The organism is Streptomyces sp. NPDC008150 (assembly GCF_042956945.1).
Classification (GTDB): Bacteria; Actinomycetota; Actinomycetes; order Streptomycetales; family Streptomycetaceae; genus Streptomyces.
In genome coordinates, this window is record NZ_JBIBHJ010000003.1 from 502,492 (window position 1) to 521,430 (window position 18,939).

Consider the following 18,939-nt stretch of genomic DNA (forward strand, 5'->3'; position numbering starts at 1 on the left):
CGCGCCCCGGGCGGGGCGCGCGGCGGTCGGCGGACGCGGGGGCCCGGGACCGGGGCTCAGCGGGTCGCGCGGGCCTCGGCCATGCGCTGCTCGGCGATCCGGTCGGCCGCGGCGGCCGGCGGAACACCGTCCTGCTTCGCACGTGCGAAGATCTCCAGCGTCGTGTCGTAGATACGGGCGGCCTTCGCGCGGCACCGCTCGAAGTCGAAGCCGTGCAGCTCGTCCGCCACCTGGATCACGCCGCCCGCGTTCACCACGTAGTCGGGGGCGTACAGGATCCCGCGGTCGGCGAGGTCCTTCTCGACGCCCGGGTGCGCGAGCTGGTTGTTGGCCGCGCCGCACACCACCTTCGCGGTGAGCACGGGGACAGTGGTGTCGTCGAGGGCGCCGCCGAGCGCGCACGGGGCGTAGATGTCGAGGCCCTCCACGCGGATCAGCGACTCCGTGTCGGCGACGACGCGGACGCCGGGGTGCGCGTCGGCCACGCGCCGGACCGCGTCCTGCCGTACGTCGGTGATCACCACGCGGGCGCCGTCCGCCAGCAGGTGCTCCACCAGGTGGTGCCCGACCTTGCCCACGCCGGCGATGCCCACCGTGCGGTCGCGCAGCGACGGGTCGCCCCACAGGTGCTCGGCGCTGGCCCGCATGCCCTGGTACACCCCGAACGCGGTGAGCACCGACGAGTCGCCCGCGCCCCCGTTCTCCGGGGAGCGGCCGGTGGTCCAGCGGCACTCGCGCGCCACCACGTCCATGTCGGCCACGTAGGTGCCGACGTCGCAGGCGGTCACGTACCGGCCGCCGAGCGAGGCCACGAACCGCCCGTAGGCGAGCAGCAGTTCCTCGCTCTTGTGGACCTCCGGGTCGCCGATGATGACGGCCTTGCCGCCACCGTGGTCGAGGCCGGCCATGGCGTTCTTGTAGGACATCCCGCGGGCGAGGTTGAGCGCGTCGGCGACGGCGTCCTCCTCGGTCGCGTACGGGTAGAAGCGCGTGCCGCCCAGGGCGGGGCCCAGGGCGGTGCTGTGGATGGCGATGACGGCCTTCAGACCGCTGGCGCGGTCCTGGCAGAGCACGACCTGCTCATGGCCTCCCCGGTCGGACCGGAACAGGGTGTGCAGGACGCCGTCGGCAACGTCGGTCACGGTGGTGACTCCCCGGTATCTAGCGGCGGTTGGGATCAGGCTCCCATGCGGATGGTGGGAGTCCGTGGACCGAGACTATGGCCTCCGACGGACCGTCATCCGATCAGTGCCGAGGATCACCCTCCCGCGCGGTGCGCGCGGACCCGCGCGTGGGACGATTCCCTGTGGTTTCCCGTCCGTACGCGGGCCGTGCCCCCCGGGGCCGGCCACGGCCGATCCGGCGCCGGGCGGGTTGCGCGACGAGCCCGATGGGGAGGGAGCAGGCGTGCCCAAGGTGTCCTCGGTGACCGTTCCCTACGCGACCTACCTGCGCGTCTACGAACCGCTGGCGGCCTTCCCGGAGCCGGAGCGCGCCCACTGGGAGCGGTACGCGCGGCGCCCCCGGCTTCCCTCCAGTCAGGACGAACTGCGCCGGGCGCTGGCCGACCTGCTGCCCACCCCGCCGGTCGCGGTGCCGGTGCACGAGAGCGGCGACGCGTTCGTGCTCGACGTGGAGGGCGTGGTCTGCGTCTGCCCGTGGCGCACCCGGCTGCGCGGCTGGCTGGCGCTGGACGACCTCGCGGAGGAGCTGCCCGCCCCGGTGCTGGACGCGGTGCTGCCCCCGCTCGTCAGGCGGCAGGCGTCCCTCGACTACGAGCGGTGGCTCGCGCGCAACCCGGACGCCCGCCCCTGGATCCGCACCGCGACCTGGCAGGTGCCGCTCGACTGGTTCGTGCTGGTGGCCGACGAGGAGCGCGAGTACGACAAGGGGTCGGGCGACGACCCGGGCGTGCTGCGCTACCGCACGCCGATGGTGCAGGCCCGGCGCCGGGTGGCGCGGGCGCTGCGGACGCTGAAGGAGACGGTCGACGAGGGGCCGCTGACCGACGGCCTGGTAGACGTGGGCCGCTGGCTGGAGGAGTTCCACCCGCGGTCCCTGGTCGAGGTGGACTACGGCGGCCTGGTGCACGTGCTGCCGGCCGACGACCTGGAGGACGACCACTCGGCGGCGGACGTCGCCGAGAGCATCAGGGCGCTGCGCGAGGGGGACGGGGCCGCCGCGGGCGAGGCGTACGGACGGCTGGCGCGGCGCTGGCGCGCGGTGCGGGACCGGCGTTCCGCGAACTGACCTTCTGCCGCCCGCGGGTGACGGAGCACACTTACGCGGCCCTTGCGCCGCTTGCCCCTCCTCATGCCAAAATAGGACAAGGAGTCCGGGGAGGACTCTGTCCGACCCGTTGTGGGTGGATATTTATGCAATGTGTGCTTTGGGGGGTCTGGTGACTCCCGATCGTCCTGTGACTGATCGTCACAGTGGTGTGACTGTCCGCTATGGCATGGTCCATCGGCTTCCGTCGCCGTTGGACACCTGGGAGGGCAATTCCATCGGTTTGGCCGACGTGGCTGGACAGATGGTGTAGTTGTAGTGCCGAGGACAAGCCGTTCGTCCTATAACCGACTCGACCCGCGTCCGCCATTTCGGGCAACGCGGGTCAAGGTGCAGAATTTAGAGGAAAGAACCGAGAACGTCGGTTCTCCCGAGGAGGCCGCTCATGACCGCTCGCACCCCTGATGCCGAGCCGCTGCTGACCCCGGCTGAGGTCGCCACCATGTTCCGCGTCGACCCCAAGACAGTCACGCGGTGGGCGAAGGCCGGCAAGCTCACGTCGATTCGTACGCTCGGCGGGCACCGCCGCTACCGCGAGGCGGAGGTCCGTGCGTTGCTCGCGGGCATCCCCCAGCAGCGCAGCGAGGCCTGAAAGTACGCGTAGTACCGCATGACCGGATGAATCGGCGGCTCCCCCAAACCGTCGAGGACCCCACACCACAGCGCCACACGACGCGGGCTCTGCCCCAACGGAGCCCCCGCCCGAGCTTTTCAGACACATGACTGGGTGCGTCGTCGATCGCGCCGGACTCCGCCGGGTCCGGCGCGATTTTTCATGCCCTGGTGCGGATGGCCCGCGGATCGCCCCCGGCGGGCGGGAGTTGGGCTCCGCGCGACGCGGTCCGCGCGGTTCCGGCCGGTCGCGGGCGGGCCTGTGCGCGGCCTTGTCGGAGTCTGGGGAGGCCTGTCGGATCTCCTGTGGGCCGGCCCTGCGGAGTGGTCCGGACCATCCTCCGGGCGAGTGCAATTGCACATATTAAATTGACCAGTTGTAGGACGGGGGTAAATACCGCCCTTTTCAAAACTCATGCGGTGACACCCGTCACACCCCGGCTGTCTTGTTGCCCCGGACTCCGGTGCGCTAGAGGAGTTCCGGCTTCCAGCGTCGCACGGCGCGAGGGCGGCGGATGCCGCCGACGGTCACGCGGGGGAGGGACTTTCGTCCTTGCCGGGCCGTGCGGTCCCGTCGGCGGGCCGCACGGCCGTCCGGCCGCCGTGGGACGGCTCGGGTCGCTCGTCGAACTCCTCGTGCCCGGCGTGCCCTTCGTCCTCCCGCGGCCCCTCCGCGGCCCGCGGCGGCGCGTCCGTCACCATCCGCAACAGGTGGTGGCAGACGGGACAGTGGCGGGTCCGGTGGCCGTAGGACGAGGCGGCGGCCGCCAGGTGAGCGCGGAGCAGTGCCCGTGTCTCGTGCCTCGTCGGTTCGGCCATGCGCCACCTCCGTGAGCGGTACGGGGAACGGGCCCACTCTCGTGGGTACCGACGGCCGGCGATGCCGTCAAGACCGCCTCGGCCGGACACGGGCCGGACCGGCCGCCCGGCCCCGGGGGCGCGCCGGAGGCACCGGGGGCGTTGCGGCGCGCGGCGGGGGGCGGGAGTGGGCGTACGGGGCGACGGGGGCCCGTCGTGGGGCGTTCGGGCGGAACGGCGGTGCGCCGTGAAGGAGTTGGGGAGGCCGCGGGCGGAAGAGCGCGCGCGGGGCGGGAATGCGAGAGGCCCGCTTCCCCGAAGGGAAGCGGGCCTCTCGACTGATGCGGTCCTGACGGGATTTGAACCCGCGGCCTCCACCTTGACAGGGTGGCGAGCACTCCAAACTGCTCCACAGGACCAGGCTTTGCGGCTCAACCGCCGGTGCCGGAAGTCCGGCCCCGCAGTGCGGTGCGCTGCGAGAAGGACAATACAGGAGGGGTGGGGCCCCGGTCGAACTCACCCAGGGTGAAGGGCTCGTCACGGTTTCCGGGGGCCGTTCCTACGGCGCGAGCGCGTCGATCGCCTTCACGATCCGCTTGTCGGAGACCGGGTACGCGGTGCCCAGCGCGTGGGCGAAGTAGCTGACCCGCAGCTCCTCGATCATCCAGCGGACGTCCAGCACCTGCTGCGGCACCGGGCGCCCCTGCGGAAGCTGTTCGAGCAGCCACGCGTACTCGTCCCGCATCTCGTGGACCTTCTCCATGCGGGCGGTGTCCCGCTGCACGGCCGTCGGCATCTGCTGGAGGCGCCGGTCGGCGGCCACGAGGTAGCGCATCAGGTCGGGCAGCCGCCGTATCCCGGTCGCCGTGACGAAACCGGGCCGCACGAGGGCGTCGAGCTGGGCGCGGACGTCCGCCAGATTCGCGAGCAGCGCGGGGCTGCGCACCCCCTTCAGACGGCGCTCACAGGCCTGCCAGGCGGCGAGGACCTGCTGCACCTGCCCGACGGCGCGGACGGTCGTGTCGACGATCTCCGCGCGCACCCGCTCGTACAGCTTGCGGTACGACTCCTCGTCCCACACCGGGCCGCCGAAGTCGCCGATCAGCTTGTCGGCGGCGGCCATGGCGCAGTCGTCGAACAGCGCCTGGATCGTGCCGTGCGGGTTCGCGGACAGGGCGAGCTTCTGCGCGTTGGTGAGCTTGTCGGACGCGAACTTCGCCGGGTTGACCGGGATGTTGCGCAGGATCAGCCGGCGCGTGCCGCGCCACATCGCCTGCGCCTGCTCGGCCTCCGTGTCGAAGAGCCGTACGGAGACGGTGTCGCCGTCGTCGACCAGCGCCGGGTAGGCCTTCACCGGCTGGCCGGCGCGGCGGGTCTCGAAGACGCGGGTCAGCGAGCCGATCGTCCAGTCGGTCAGGCCCGTGCGCTCCAGCGAGGTGCCGCCCTCGCGCTCGGCGGTGGCCGCGGCGGCCTGCGAGATCGCCTTGCGGGCCTTCGGGCGCAGCCGCTGCCGCAGCACCTCCAGGTCCTTGTCCTCGTCGACCTTGCGGCGCCGCTCGTCGACGATCCTGAAGGTGATCTTCAGGTGGTCGGGGACCTTCGACTCGTCGAAGTCCTCCGCGTCGAAGGGCACGCCGACCATGCGCTTCAGTTCGCGTGCCATGGTGACCGTCAGCGGCTCCTGGAGCGGGGCCGCGGTCGCCAGGAACCGCTTCGCGAAGTTGGGCGCGGGCACGTAGTTGCGGCGCACCGGCTTGGGCAGCGAGCGGATCAGCTCGGTGACCAACTCCTCGCGCAGGCCCGGGATCTGCCAGTCGAAGCCCTCGTCCGTGACCTGGTTGAGGACCTGGAGCGGGATGTGCACGGTCACGCCGTCGGCGTCCGCGCCCGGCTCGAACTGGTAGGTCACCCGGAACTTCAGCGGGCCCTGCCGCCACGAGTCGGGGTAGTCGTCCTTGGTGACCGCCTCGGCCGACTCGCGGATGAGCATCTCGCGCTCGAAGTCGAGGAAGTCGGGCTGCTCGTGCCGCTTGTGCTTCCACCACGAGTCGAAGTGGGCGCCGGACACGACGTGTTCGGGCACCCGCTGGTCGTAGAAGTCGTACAGCGTCTCGTCGTCGACGAGGATGTTGCGGCGCCGCGCGCGGTGCTCCAGCTCCTCGACCTCGGTGAGCAGCCGGCGGTTGTCCGCGAAGAACTTGTGGTGCGTGCGCCAGTCGCCCTCCACCAGGGCGTTGCGGATGAACAGCTCGCGCGAGGCCTCGGCGTCGATGCGGCCGTAGTTGACCTTGCGGTGCGCGACGATCGGGACGCCGTACAGCGTGACCTTCTCGAAGGCCATCACGGCCGCCTGGTCCTTCTCCCAGTGCGGTTCGCTGTACGTGCGCTTGAGGAGGTGGCCGGCCAGCGGCTCGACCCACTCGGGGTCGATGCGGGCGTTGACGCGCGCCCACAGCCGGGACGTCTCCACCAGCTCCGCCGACATCACGAACTGCGGCGGCTTCTTGAACAGCGCCGAGCCCGGGAAGATCGCGAACTTGGCGTTGCGGGCGCCCAGATACTCGTTGCGGCCACCGCCGCGGGCACCCTCGCGCCCGGCCGACTTGGCGCTGTCGGTGCCCGAGGTCTTGCTGTCCTTCACGTCCTTCATGCCGATGTGCGACAGCAGGCCCGCGAGCAGCGAGACGTGCACCCGGTCGGCGGGGGCGTCGTCCTCGTTGAGCTGGACGCCCATCTGCCGTGCCACCGTGCGCAGTTGGGTGTAGATGTCCTGCCATTCGCGGATGCGCAGGAAGTTCAGGTACTCCTGCTTGCACATCCGGCGGAACGACGAGGAGCCGCGCTCCTTCTGCTGCTCGCGCACGTAGCGCCACAGGTTGAGGAAGGCGAGGAAGTCGCTGGTCTCGTCGCGGAACCGGGCGTGCTGCTGGTCGGCCTGCGCCTGCTTCTCGGCGGGGCGCTCGCGCGGGTCCTGGATGGACAGCGCGGCGGCGATCACCATCACCTCGCGCGCGCAGCCGTTGCGGTCGGCCTCCAGGACCATGCGGGCCAGGCGCGGGTCGACGGGCAGCTGCGCCAGCTTGCGCCCGGTGTCCGTCAGACGCTTGCGGACGTCCTTCTGCGCCGGGTCCAACGCGCCCAGTTCCTGAAGGAGTTGGACACCGTCACGGATGTTGCGGTGGTCCGGCGGGTCGATGAAGGGGAACTTCTCGATGTCGCCGAGCCCGGCCGCGGTCATCTGGAGGATGACGGACGCCAGGTTGGTGCGCAGGATCTCCGCGTCGGTGAACTCCGGGCGCGCGAGGAAGTCGTCCTCGGAGTACAGCCGGACGCAGATGCCGTCCGACGTACGGCCGCAGCGGCCCTTGCGCTGGTTCGCGCTGGCCTGCGACACCGCCTCGATCGGCAGCCGCTGCACCTTGGTGCGGTGGCTGTAGCGCGAGATGCGGGCGAAGCCCGGGTCGATGACGTACTTGATGCCGGGCACCGTCAGCGACGTCTCGGCGACGTTCGTCGCGAGCACGATCCGGCGGCCGGTGTGCTGCTGGAACACCCGGTGCTGCTCGGCGTGCGAGAGGCGCGCGTACAGCGGCACGATCTCCGTGAACCGGTACTGCTTCTTCGTCAGCGCGTCCGCGGTGTCCCGGATCTCGCGCTCGCCGGACAGGAAGACCAGGATGTCGCCCTTGCCCTCCGCCATCAGCTCCTCGACGGCGTCGCCGATCGCGGTGATCTGGTCGCGGTCGGCGTCGTCGGAGTCCTCTTCGAGCAGCGGCCGGTACCGCACCTCCACCGGGAAGGTGCGCCCGCTGACCTCGACGATCGGGGCGTCGCCGAAGTGCCGGGAGAAGCGCTCCGGGTCGATGGTCGCCGAGGTGATGACGACCTTCAGGTCCGGCCGCCTGGGCAGCAGTTGGGCCAGGTAGCCGAGCAGGAAGTCGATGTTGAGGGACCGCTCGTGGGCCTCGTCGATGATGATCGTGTCGTAGGCGCGCAGCTCGCGGTCCGTCTGGATCTCGGCGAGCAGGATGCCGTCCGTCATCAGCTTCACGAAGGTCGCCTCGGGGCTCACCTGGTCGGTGAACCGGACCTTCCAGCCCACGGCCTCGCCCAGCGGCGTGTCCAGCTCGTCCGCCACGCGTTCCGCGACCGTGCGGGCGGCGATCCGGCGGGGCTGGGTGTGCCCGATCATGCCCCGCACGCCGCGCCCCAGCTCCATGCAGATCTTCGGGATCTGCGTGGTCTTGCCGGACCCGGTCTCACCGGCGACGATCACGACCTGGTGGTCGCGGATGGCCGCGGCGATGTCGTCCTTCTTCTGGCTGACCGGAAGCTGCTCGGGGTACGAGACGGCCGGCACGCGGGCACGCCGCTCGGCCATCCGGGCCTCGGCCCTGGCGGTCTCCGCCTCGATCTCGGCGACGACGGCCGCGCGGGCCTCCGGCTTGCGGATGCGGCGCGCGCCGTCGAGCCTGCGCCCGAGCCGGTGCTCGTCGCGCAGCGACAGCTCGGTCAGGCGGGCGGCCAGCGGGCCGAATGCGGGGGCAGGGTGCGTAGACATACGCCGTCCAGGATCTCACCTCGGCGAAACGGGTGGCGAACGCTTTTGCCCACCGGGACCGGGGCGCGTCCGGCCGCCGTCCGTTCCCGCCGGTCCGGGCGCCCTCTCCCCGCCCCGGCGGGTCCGTGCCCCGGACGGACGCCGCCCGGGGCGGGGGCCGCCGAGGTCATCTAGCGTGACCCTTATGTCCGAGTCGCCGCAGGTGCCGCACGGGGTCCACGGCCGGTCGCCCACCGGGCGGGAGCGCTGGAACGCCTTCCGCGAGTCGCCGTTCCTGCCCGCCAGCGTGCTGGTGCTGATCCTCGCCGCCGCGGCGGGCCTGTTCGCCGGGTCCTACACGTACGCCATGGCCAACCCGACCCCGCACACGATCCCGACCGCCGTCGTCGGCACGTACGACCAGGCGCAGGCGGACCGGTTCGTCGCCGGTATGGAGAAGGCGCTGGACGCCTCGCTGAAGCTGCGCGTCTACCCCGACCGACAGGCCGCCGTCACCGCCGTGGACGAGCAGAAGGTGTTCGCCGTCTTCGAGGTGCGGGAGAACGGCAGGGCCGTCACCTTCGACGTCTCCGGGGCGTCCGGTGCCTCCGTCGCCGAGGTGCTGGAACAGGCCGCCCCGCAGGTCGGCAAGGCCACGGGGGTCGCCGTTACGGTGCGGGACCTCAACCCGCTCCAGAAGGGCGACCCCCGGGGCCTGGCCATCTTCTACATCTCGCTCGCCGCCGTGATCATCGGCTTCGTCGGCGCCATCCAGCTCAGCGTGCACGCGCGCGGGCTGAACCCCCTGGAGCGCATCGCGTTCACCGTCGTCTACGCGCTGCTGGGCGGGTTCGTCATCGCCGCGGTGGTGGACTGGCTGCTGGGCGCGCTGCACCTGCCGTTCGTGCACTCCTGGATGATCCTGGCGCTCACGATGTTCGCGTCCGGGATGGTCTTCACGATGTTCAACACCCTCGTCGGGCGCTGGGCGATGATCCCGACCTGGGGCCTGATGGTCCTCCTGGGCAACCCGTCCTCGGGCGGCGCCGTGTCCTGGGCGCTGCTGCCGTCGGCGCTCGGCCACATCGGCCGCTGGCTGCCGCCGGGCGCCTCCGTCGACGCCCAGCACACCGCCGTGTACTTCGCGGGACACCAGCGGATCATGCCGTACCTGGTGCTGGCCGCCTGGGCGATCGTGTCCTGCGCGGTCTTCCTGATCTGGCGTCACCGCCACCCGGGCGGCCGGCCCAAGTCCCCTGCGCACGCGGCGGAATGAGGGCGGCCGGGGCTCCGGCGGAGAGGCGGACACGACGAAGGCCCCGTCCGTCGGACGGGACCTTCGAGTTGTGGCTGGGGCCGGGGTCGAACCGGCGACCTATCGCTTTTCAGGCGATCGCTCGTACCAACTGAGCTACCCAGCCACGAGGTTCCGCGGGGGAACCTCAGCGGTCCTGACGGGATTTGAACCCGCGGCCTCCACCTTGACAGGGTGGCGAGCACTCCAAACTGCTCCACAGGACCAAGCTTTGTGTGCGAACCGGAACTCAGTGTCGCACACGGTGTTGCGTACCCCCAACGGGATTCGAACCCGTGCTACCGCCTTGAAAGGGCGGCGTCCTAGGCCGCTAGACGATGAGGGCTATCGGCCCGCCTGAGCGCCTTGCAGCGCGTCGGGGACGTGAGAAGCATATGGGATGGCGGGAGGTATCGCCAAAACGGTTTCCCGGCCCGGTCAGGGAGCCTTGCGCGACCGGCTCGGGGACGGCGCCGGGGAGCCGGTTCCGGACGGGCCGGGGGAGGTGCCCGGGGCGCCGGGCGGGGTGCCCGGCGACGCGCTCGCGGACGGGCTCGCGGACGCGCCGGCCGACGGGCCCGGCGTCGCCCCCGGCAGGTTCTCCTTCGGGAGGTGGCGGCTCACCTCCGCCGTCGTCAGGCCGAGGCCGCCCAGCCTGATCTCGTCCCACGCCTGGAGGCGGCGGCTGTCGCGGTCGACGTAGAGCACCGACGCCTCGATGGGGTCCGGGTACTTCCCCTCCACCGCGCGCAGTCCGCTGCCGCCCGTCGAGCCCTCGGTGCGCAGCCGCGTGCCGTACTTCATGACCTCCATGCCCTCGTGGTGGAGGTGCCCGGCCAGCACCAGCGGCACCTCCCCGTCCGTGCCGCGCGCCGCCGCCGGTTCGTGGGTGACCGCGATGTCGACGGGCGTGCCCGCCGCGCGCTGGTCGCGCAGCGCCGACGCCAGCCGGGCGCCGGCCAGGGCCTCCGCCGCGTCGCCGCCCGGCGTGGACGAGCGGTCGGGCGTGAACTGCGGGTCGCCGATGCCCGCGAAGCGCAGCCCGGCCACGGTCACGGCGTGCCCGTCGTCCAGGACGTGCACGTTCTTCATGTGCTCCAGGTACTTCTGCGTCTCCGCCGAGTCGTGGTTGCCGCGCACCCACACGTACGGCGCACCGAGGTCGGGGATCGGGTCGAGGAAGGCGTTCTCGGCGGCCGAGCCGTGGTCCATGGTGTCGCCGGAGTCCACGATCACGTCGATCTTGTACTGCGTCACCAGCGAGGCGACGATCTTCCAGCCGGCCGGGTTCAGGTGGATGTCCGAGACGTGCAGGACGCGGACGGTCGTCGGGTCGGGGGCGTACGCCGGGAGCGTGGACGTGACGTCGTAGAGCTTCGTCACGTTCGTCACCAGGCGCGCCAACTCCTTCTGGTAGACGTCGAATTCGGTGACGATGCTGCGGGCGTCGCCGACCAGCGAGGGGGCGGAGGAGAGCAGTCCGGAGAACTTCGGCTCCAGGACCGACTTCGGGTTCCAGGTGGCCCAGGCCGTCGCGCCGGACACGGCGAGCACGGCGAGCGCGAGGCCGCCGGCGGTCAGCGCCGGGCGGGGCCGCCGGTAGACCGCGAGGCCGAGCGCGCTCGCGCCGAGGACCACGGCCAGGCAGGACCGCACCGCGAGGTCGAGGGTGCCGCGCTCCACGTCGCGGGTGACCTCGTCCTGGAGCCCGGACAGCCGCTCGGGGTGGTCGACCAGGGCCTGGGAGCGCTCCGGGTCGAGCCGGTCGACGTCCACGTCGAGGCGTACGGGCGCGACGTGGCTGTCGAGCCGGAGCGCGCCCAGCGGCGGCACGTTGATCTTCGTGCCGCCGGTGAGGGACGGGCGCAGCGTCATGGTGGTGTCCATCGGGCCGACCGGCACGCGCACGTCGCCCACCGCGAGCAGGCCCAGCCACGCCCCGAGGAGGACCACCGCGACGAGACCGGCCGCGCGGGCCGCCAGGCGTGGCCGCGGGGCGAGTTCGAGCACGGGCAGCGTGCGCCCGGCCCGCCCCCGGCCGCCGTGCGCCGCCTCGCGGAGGCGGCGCACGGCGCGGGTCGCGGAGCGGGACAGGGTTCGGGTGCCGGTGCGGGACAGGGCTGCGACGCGGACGCGGGCCATTCGGCGCACATGCCCACCGGGCGGGTCCGCCATGCGGTGCGGCGGGTGCGCGCCGAAGGGCCGGTACGTGCGGGCAGCGGGCGCGGGTGCCCGCCGGGCGGGGCGCGACACCGGCGTGCGCGCGGCGTGCGCCGGTGTCCGGATGCGTCCGTGGGCGCCCGTCGGGGCGTCGGGTGGCGGACAATGGGGCCCGTGCTGGAGATGACGCGCGAGGAGTTCGAGGAACTGGTCGCCGAGGCGCTCGACCGGATTCCGGCGGAGCTGACTCGGCTGATGGACAACGTCGCGGTGTTCGTCGAGGACGAGCCGCCCGCCGACGACCCCGAACTGCTCGGCCTGTACGAGGGCACGCCGCTCACGGACCGGGGCGAGTGGTACGCGGGCGTGCTGCCCGACCGGATCACCGTCTACCGGATGCCGACGCTGCGGATCTGCGGGTCGCGCGAGGAGGTCGTCGCGGAGACGGAGGTGACCGTCGTCCACGAGATCGCACACCACTTCGGCATCGACGACGCCCGGCTGCACGCACTCGGCTACGGGTGACGCGCCCGTCCGCCCGGCCGGGGCCGCGCCTCCCCGCCCACCGGCCCGCCCGCCCGAGCAGACGTCCGGGTACGGGCACGCGCGTACCCGGCGGCGGTGCCGCGTCCCCCGGGCCGGGGTGACGTCGCGGGCCCGCCCGGGTCCGGCGCGTGTCCTGGCGCGGGCGACGGGAGTTGGACACCACGACTCCCCCTACGCCCGCCCCCGGAGGTGGCCCACGTGCCCTCCCTGCACGTACCCGTCCGTCTCGCCGTCACGGTCCTGGCCGTGGCCACCGCCGCCGGCTGCATGAGCGTGGGTGAGAACGCCCGGGGCGGCACCGCCCGGCCCGCGCACTCCGCGGCGGAGCGCGGCGGCGACGCACCCGACGGCGGGGTCGCCGCCCCGGACCGCGCGGAGGGCGGCGACGGCGACCCGGGCGGTGCGCCGCACGGCCACCGCGGCAAGGGGAGGAAGGGGGAGCGGCCCGCGTCCCCCGCGGCCTCGCCGTCGGCCGGGTCGAGCGCGTCGGCGGCGGCCGGGGCGCGGCCGGGACGGCCGGTGGTGCCCGGGGCGCCGTCCCCGTCGGGGGCGGCGCCGAGCCCGCCGCGGACCGACGACCCCGTGCCGCCCGCCCCGCCGGTCGTCGTGCCGCCGCCGTCCGCGGAGCCGCCGCCCTCGGCCGCCGAACCGTCGTCCTCGGCGCACGAGGACACCGGCTCCGGGCCCCAACTCGCCCAGCGCGAACCGGCACCGGAGGCGGGCACCCCCGCGTGAGGCGACGCCCCGGGCGCGCGGGTCGCGGCCGGGGCGCCGTCGGCGCACGCCCCCGGCGCGGTGTCTGACGCGTCACTTTGCCCCGCGAGCGGTGGTCGTTCCGGGGCCCGGGGTGTCATGCTCAAGGGGTACGCACTCGTGCTCCTCCACGGTGTGACCGGCGAAAACCGGCTCCCGGGGAGTGACGGAACGAGTCCATCCGGTTGACGGACCCCGTTGACCTGGACTTTGGTGCTCGGTTTGCCTTGACGGGTGATGGGTGCGTATGGTGGTAGATCGTTTGATCCCATTTGCCCGGCGCCACTAAGAGCGCGCCGCGGGGCGCGTACTCTCCTTTGCCGTGGCTGACCGCATTGAGGCGGTCGTTGTGCGAAACAAACACGGAGTTGACGGGCGCGTGCCGAAGAGACTCCGGAAGGTTTCGCATTCGCATGTCCCTTTCCAGCACTGACCACATCGTCGTGCCCGAGGACCCCCAGAACATCCCGAACGACCAGTCCCAGGACCAGCAGGTCCTGAGCATCTCGGACGTCGTCGAGGCCGTCGAGGCCGAGGCCGTCGCGGCCGTGGACGCCGAGACGGTGGACGCCGCCGAGACCGCCGAGCACGAGGGTGCCGAGGCCGCGGAGGCCGACGAGGCCCCGCAGCTCACCTTCACCGACCTCGGTCTGCCCGAGGGCGTCGTGCGCAAGCTCGCGCAGAACGGCGTCACCAGCCCCTTCCCGATCCAGGCCGCGACCATCCCGGACGCGCTGCAGGGCAAGGACATCCTGGGCCGCGGCCGCACCGGCTCCGGCAAGACCCTCTCCTTCGGTCTGCCGACCCTCGCGACGCTGTCCGGCAGCCGCTCCGAGCGCAAGAAGCCGCGCGCGGTCATCCTCACCCCGACCCGCGAGCTGGCCATGCAGGTGGCCGACGCCCTTCAGCCGTACGGCGACGTGCTCGGCCTGAAGATGAAGGTCGTCTGCGGCGGCACCTCGATGAGCAACCAGATCTACGCCTTGGAGCGCGGCGTCGACGTCCTCGTCGCCACCCCGGGCCGGCTGCGCGACATCATCAACCGCGGCGCCTGCTCGCTGGAGTCGGTGGAGATCACCGTCCTCGACGAGGCCGACCAGATGTCGGACCTGGGCTTCCTGCCCGAGGTCACCGAGCTTCTGGACCAGGTCCCGTCCGGCGGCCAGCGCATGCTCTTCTCCGCCACCATGGAGAACGAGATCCGCACCCTCGTCGACCGGTACCTCACCGACCCGATGACGCACGAGGTCGACGCCGCGCAGGGCGCCGTGACGACCATGTCGCACCACATCTTCGTCGTGAAGCCCAAGGACAAGGCGCCGGTCACCGCGGCCATCGCCTCCCGCAAGGGCCGCACCATCATCTTCGTGCGCACCCAGCTCGGCGCCGACCGCGTCGCCGAGCAGCTGCGCGACTCCGGGGTCAAGGCCGACGCCCTGCACGGCGGCATGACCCAGGGCGCCCGCACCCGGACGCTGGCCGACTTCAAGGACGGTTACGTCAACGTCCTCGTCGCCACCGACGTCGCCGCGCGCGGCATCCACGTCGACGGCATCGACCTCGTCCTCAACGTGGACCCGGCCGGCGACCACAAGGACTACCTGCACCGCGCGGGCCGCACGGCGCGTGCCGGCCGCACCGGTTCGGTCGTCTCCCTGGCGCTGCCGCACCAGCGCCGCCAGATCTTCCGCCTCATGGAGGACGCGGGCGTCGACGCCTCGCGCCACATGATCCAGGGCGGGGACACCTTCAGCCCGGAGGTCGCCGAGATCACCGGCGCCCGGTCGATGACCGAGGTGCAGGCCGAGTCGGCGGGCAACGCCGCGCAGCAGGCCGAGCGCGAAGTCACCCACCTGGCCAAGCAGTTGGAGCGTGCCCAGCGCCGCGCCACCGAGCTGCGCGAGGAGGCCGACCGACTGGTCGCCCGCGTCGCGCGCGAGCAGGGCGAGGACCCGGAGGCGGCCGTGGCCGCCGCCCAGGCCGCCGCTGCCGAGGTGTCGCTGCCGGAGCAGGCGGGCGCCCAGGACGCCGAGCGCGACGAGCGTCCGGCGGCTGCGACGTCCTCCTCCTCGTTCGAGCGTCGTGACGACCGTGGCGGCAGTGGTTTCCGCCGTGACGACCGTCGTGACGGCGACCGTGGCGGGCGTTCCTTCGAGCGCCGCGACGACCGCGGTGGCGACCGCGGCGGATTCCGTCGTGACGACCGCGGTGACCGCGGTGGTCGTTCGTTCGAGCGTCGTGACGACCGTGGCGGCAGTGGTTTCCGCCGTGACGACCGTCGTGACGGTGACCGTGGCGGCCGTTCGTTCGAGCGTCGTGACGACCGCGGTGGCAGTGGTTTCCGCCGCGACGACCGCGACGACCGCGGTGGTCGTTCGTTCGAGCGTCGTGACGACCGTGGCGGCAGTGGTTTCCGCCGCGACGACCGTCGTGACGGTGACCGTGGCGGGCGTTCCTTCGAGCGCCGCGACGACCGCGGCGGCCGTTCCTTCGCCCCGCGCACCAACGACGGCGGCGACCGCCGTGACGACCGTGGCGGCTTCCGCCGCGACGACCGGTCCGCGGCCCCCCGCCGTGACGACCGCGGTGGCCACCGGGGCAGCGACCGCCCGTTCAACCGCGACCGTCAGGGCGGCGACCGCCCCGGCTTCCGCGCCGGCGGTCACGAGCGCCCCTACGGCCGTCGTGACGACCGCACCGGCACCGGCACGGGCACCGGCTCCTTCGGCCGCCGTGACGACAAGCCGCGCTGGAAGCGCAACGGCTGACGCACCGGCCGCATTGGCCGCCGATGCCGCGACGAGCGGCTGACGTGCACTGACGACGACCCCGTCCGGAATCCTCCGGGCGGGGTCGCCGCGTTCCGCGGGAAGTGATCAACGTCCGTGCGTGCAAAGGGAGTTGGGCCCGGGGAGGCGCCGGAAAAGTTCCGGCCAACGTGGCCGCCCGGCGGCGCATGTCATGCTCCGGACCAGGGAATCGCTGGGGGCATGACACAAGATGCCGTACCAGAACCGGACGCCGAACCGCGCAGAACTCCGGCCGCGGCGCCGGCCGCGCCGCCGCCGTCCGCCCTCTCGGACGAGGAACTCCTCGCGGAGATGGGCTACACGCAGGTCCTCGCCCGCCGCATGTCCGCCTTCTCCAACTACGCCGTCTCGTTCACGATCATCTCCGTGCTCTCGGGCTGCCTGACGCTCTACCTGTTCGGGATGAACACCGGCGGCCCCGCGGTCATCACCTGGGGGTGGGTCGGGGTCGGCCTGATGACGCTGTTCGTCGGGCTCGCGATGGCCGAAATCTGTTCGGCCTACCCGACCTCCGCCGGCCTCTACTTCTGGGCCCACCGCCTCGCCCCGCGGCGCACGGCAGCCGCCTGGGCGTGGTTCACCGGCTGGTTCAACGTGCTCGGCCAGGTCGCCGTGACCGCCGGCATCGACTTCGGCGCCGCGTCGTTCCTCGGCGCCTACCTGAACCTCCAGTTCGACTTCGAGGTCACCCCGGGCCGCACGGTCCTCCTCTTCGCCGCGATCCTCGTCCTGCACGGCCTGCTGAACACCTTCGGCGTGCGCATCGTCGCGATCCTCAACAGCGTCAGCGTGTGGTGGCACGTGCTGGGCGTCGCGGTGATCGTGGGCGCGCTGGCCCTCGTCCCCGACTCGCACCAGTCCACGTCGTTCGTCTTCGGCGAGTTCGTGAACAACACCGGCTGGGGCAGCGGGATCTACGTCGTCTGCCTCGGCCTGCTGATGGCCCAGTACACGTTCACCGGGTACGACGCCTCCGCGCACATGACGGAGGAGACGCACGACGCGTCCACGGCCGGCCCGAAGGGCATCGTCCGCTCCATCTGGACGTCGTGGATCGCCGGCTTCGTCCTGCTGCTCGGCTTCACGTACGCCATCCAGTCGTACGACAGCGAGCTGAAGTCGGCGACGGGCGCGCCGCCCGCGCAGATCCTGCTGGACGCGCTCGGCGCGACCACCGGCAAGCTGCTCCTGCTGGTCGTCATCGGGGCGCAGTTGTTCTGCGGGATGGCCTCGGTGACCGCCAACAGCCGCATGATCTACGCCTTCTCGCGCGACGGCGCGCTGCCGTTCTCGCACGTGTGGCACACGGTCAGCCCGCGCACCCGCACCCCCGTCGCGGCGGTCTGGCTGGCCGCGTTCGGCGCCCTGCTCCTGGGGCTGCCCTACCTGATCAACTACACGGCGTACGCGGCGGTGACGTCGATCGCGGTGATCGGTCTCTACATCGCGTACGTGATCCCGACGCTGCTGCGGCTGCGCAGGGGCGACGACTTCGCCCGCGGTCCGTGGCACCTGGGCCGGTGGTCGCGGCCGATCGGCGTGGTCGCGGTCGTGTGGGTCGTGGTCATCACGATCCTGTTCATGCTCCCGCAGGTCTCCCCGGTCACCACGGACAGCTTCAACTACGCGCCGGTGGCGGTCCTCGTCGTCCTCGGCTTCGCGGCGACGTGGTGGTGGGCCTCGGCGCGGCACTGGTTCCTCAACCCGGACCACGAGCGCACCCGGGCCCGCGAGGCGGCACGCGCGGGAGCGCCGGAACCACTGGACCCCTGAGCGGTCCGGCACCGGACGACGGTCCCGCGGCACCCGCACGGCCGTGGACCGCCGCCGCCCCGGCCTCCGGCCTCCGGCCCCGGTTCCATCGTCGCCCGGACCCCCGGCGGCCCCGGCCTCCGGCCCGGCTCCCCGCAACGGGGCGGGCGCTCCCGTTCCGTACCCTGCCGCCCCATCCCTCCGGTCCCGTCCCGGTCCGCGCGCCCCCGCACGTCCGCCGGACGGGGCCATGACCCGGATACCCGATCGGAGTCCCGCGTTCCTGCGGCTATGCTCGGGTGGGCAACATCGCCAGGGCCCTTAGCTCAATTGGCAGAGCAGTGGACTTTTAATCCATTGGTTGTGGGTTCGAGTCCCACAGGGCCTACCTCCGGAGCCCCAGGTCAGTCGTCAACCGGCCTGGGGCTCCGCCCGTTCTCGGTGAGTCCGGCCGCCCGGTGAGGCGGTGCCCCGCGCGGAAGGCTGCGAAGCAGCACGTTCGGTGCCGCGCCCGGCCCCTTCTCGATCACATGGCTCGCGCACGGCCGCCCGCGCTCGATCAGCCGCTGACGGTCACGGCCCTCGTCGCAGTCGCCCGGGAGTGTCGTCATCTTTCGGAGGCTCGGGGCGATGAGTTCCGGCGTTCGCGGCGGTCTTTCCCGGCGTACATGGCACAGGCACGGACCCGAACGGGTCCGGCGAACCGTGAGGGGACTCCGGCGTGAGTGAGATCGTGGTTGAGCGGGTCGTGCGGCCCGCGCGTGCGACAACGGGCCCGTGGCTGGAGGTGATCGCCTCGAATCTCGACCATCACCGGGCCACCTTCCTGTGGAAGTGCGAGGGGCTCTCGGAGGCGCAACTGCGGCTGCATCCCCTGCGGTCGTCGGCGTTGACCCTGCTGGGACTCATGCGCCACCTCCAGGGTGTCGAACGCGCCTGGTTCCAGCGGGCGTTGGCGGGCACGGCGCCCCACTTCTTCCCGTACCGGACCTACCCGGCCGCCGACGGGGGCGAGTGGTACGACGAGTCGGACACCACCTCGGCCGCGGTCGTCCGCGAGGACTACCTGAAGGCGTGCGTGGAGTCGCGGCAGGTGTTCGCGGACGTGACCGCCGACCTCGGGCGCATCGTGCCCAACCCGGAGTTCGGTGACGCGGACGTGCGGTTCGTCCTGCTCCACGTGGTCGAGGAGTACGCCCGCCACGTCGGCCACGCGGACCTGCTCCGCGAGGCGATCGACGGCACCACCGGCGAGTAGCCGCCCGCCGGGTCGCGGCCGTGTCCTGTCGCGGCCGTGTCCTGTCGTGTTCCGTCGCCTCCTGTCGTGGAACGCCGACGGGGCGGCGTCCCCGGCGTGGTGGCCGGTGGGCGCCGCCCCGGGTGGG

12 protein-coding genes and 5 tRNA genes are annotated in these 18,939 nt (G+C 72.4%); 9 read left to right on the top strand and 8 right to left on the bottom strand.

From position 1 onward, the window contains the following. Window positions 1–56: 56 nt before the first annotated feature. Window positions 57–1,142: a Glu/Leu/Phe/Val dehydrogenase dimerization domain-containing protein gene (locus ACFZA0_RS11595; RefSeq protein WP_391014359.1), complete on the bottom strand. Its 1,086-nt coding sequence runs from the start codon at window positions 1,140–1,142 to the stop codon at window positions 57–59. Between the two features lie 265 nt (window positions 1,143–1,407). Here ACFZA0_RS11595 and ACFZA0_RS11600 point away from each other — a divergent pair, with 265 nt between their 5' ends. Together ACFZA0_RS11600 and bldC are read left to right on the top strand one after the other, a co-directional pair. Then, a complete protein-coding gene (locus ACFZA0_RS11600) occupies window positions 1,408–2,250 on the top strand; it encodes a hypothetical protein (protein WP_391014360.1) in 843 nt (280 codons plus the stop codon). A gap of 424 nt (window positions 2,251–2,674) precedes the next feature. Then, window positions 2,675–2,881: a developmental transcriptional regulator BldC gene (gene bldC, locus ACFZA0_RS11605; protein ID WP_003949541.1), complete on the top strand. Its 207-nt coding sequence runs from the start codon at window positions 2,675–2,677 to the stop codon at window positions 2,879–2,881. A gap of 548 nt (window positions 2,882–3,429) precedes the next feature. Here bldC and ACFZA0_RS11610 read toward each other — a convergent pair. The 3 genes from ACFZA0_RS11610 to hrpA all read right to left on the bottom strand — a co-directional run bounded on the left by ACFZA0_RS11610 (window position 3,430) and on the right by hrpA (window position 8,260). Next, window positions 3,430–3,720: a DUF6274 family protein gene (locus ACFZA0_RS11610; protein WP_391014362.1), complete on the bottom strand. Its 291-nt coding sequence runs from the start codon at window positions 3,718–3,720 to the stop codon at window positions 3,430–3,432. A 323-nt stretch (window positions 3,721–4,043) separates the two neighbouring features. Then, a tRNA-Asp gene (locus ACFZA0_RS11615) sits at window positions 4,044–4,118 on the bottom strand. A 140-nt stretch (window positions 4,119–4,258) separates the two neighbouring features. After that, the gene (hrpA, locus tag ACFZA0_RS11620; RefSeq protein WP_391014364.1) at window positions 4,259–8,260 is read right to left on the bottom strand and encodes an ATP-dependent RNA helicase HrpA; all 4,002 of its coding nucleotides are present in this window, start codon (window positions 8,258–8,260) and stop codon (window positions 4,259–4,261) included. Between the two features lie 184 nt (window positions 8,261–8,444). Here hrpA and ACFZA0_RS11625 point away from each other — a divergent pair, with 184 nt between their 5' ends. Then, on the top strand, window positions 8,445–9,515 hold the full coding sequence (locus ACFZA0_RS11625) for an ABC transporter permease (protein ID WP_391014365.1): 1,071 nt from the start codon (window positions 8,445–8,447) through the stop codon (window positions 9,513–9,515). Window positions 9,516–9,586: 71 nt separating this feature from the next. On the opposite strand, the gene ACFZA0_RS11630 is transcribed toward ACFZA0_RS11625, so the two are convergent. From ACFZA0_RS11630 to ACFZA0_RS11645, 4 genes are all read right to left on the bottom strand, one after another. Beyond that, window positions 9,587–9,660 (bottom strand) — tRNA-Phe (locus ACFZA0_RS11630). A 25-nt stretch (window positions 9,661–9,685) separates the two neighbouring features. Continuing rightward, window positions 9,686–9,760: transfer RNA gene (locus tag ACFZA0_RS11635), tRNA-Asp, on the bottom strand. Between the two features lie 46 nt (window positions 9,761–9,806). Further along, window positions 9,807–9,879 (bottom strand) — tRNA-Glu (locus ACFZA0_RS11640). A gap of 92 nt (window positions 9,880–9,971) precedes the next feature. Next, complete coding sequence (locus ACFZA0_RS11645; RefSeq protein WP_391014367.1) at window positions 9,972–11,675, bottom strand: metallophosphoesterase; 1,704 nt, start codon at window positions 11,673–11,675, stop codon at window positions 9,972–9,974. A 192-nt stretch (window positions 11,676–11,867) separates the two neighbouring features. On the opposite strand from ACFZA0_RS11645, the gene ACFZA0_RS11650 reads away from it, so the two are divergent. The 6 genes from ACFZA0_RS11650 to ACFZA0_RS11675 all read left to right on the top strand — a co-directional run bounded on the left by ACFZA0_RS11650 (window position 11,868) and on the right by ACFZA0_RS11675 (window position 18,812). After that, window positions 11,868–12,218, top strand: coding sequence for a metallopeptidase family protein (locus tag ACFZA0_RS11650; protein ID WP_391014369.1), 351 nt, complete (start codon window positions 11,868–11,870; stop codon window positions 12,216–12,218). A gap of 219 nt (window positions 12,219–12,437) precedes the next feature. Next, window positions 12,438–12,974: a hypothetical protein gene (locus tag ACFZA0_RS11655; protein WP_391014370.1), complete on the top strand. Its 537-nt coding sequence runs from the start codon at window positions 12,438–12,440 to the stop codon at window positions 12,972–12,974. Window positions 12,975–13,405: 431 nt separating this feature from the next. Further along, on the top strand, window positions 13,406–15,760 hold the full coding sequence (locus ACFZA0_RS11660) for a DEAD/DEAH box helicase (RefSeq protein ID WP_391014372.1): 2,355 nt from the start codon (window positions 13,406–13,408) through the stop codon (window positions 15,758–15,760). Window positions 15,761–16,093: 333 nt separating this feature from the next. Continuing rightward, window positions 16,094–17,575, top strand: a complete 1,482-nt coding sequence (locus ACFZA0_RS11665; protein WP_391014442.1) for an amino acid permease — start codon at window positions 16,094–16,096, stop codon at window positions 17,573–17,575. 294 nt (window positions 17,576–17,869) lie between these two features. Beyond that, window positions 17,870–17,942: transfer RNA gene (locus ACFZA0_RS11670), tRNA-Lys, on the top strand. Between the two features lie 333 nt (window positions 17,943–18,275). Then, window positions 18,276–18,812, top strand: coding sequence for a DUF664 domain-containing protein (locus ACFZA0_RS11675; RefSeq protein ID WP_391014374.1), 537 nt, complete (start codon window positions 18,276–18,278; stop codon window positions 18,810–18,812). The last annotated feature ends 127 nt before the right edge of the window (window positions 18,813–18,939 follow it).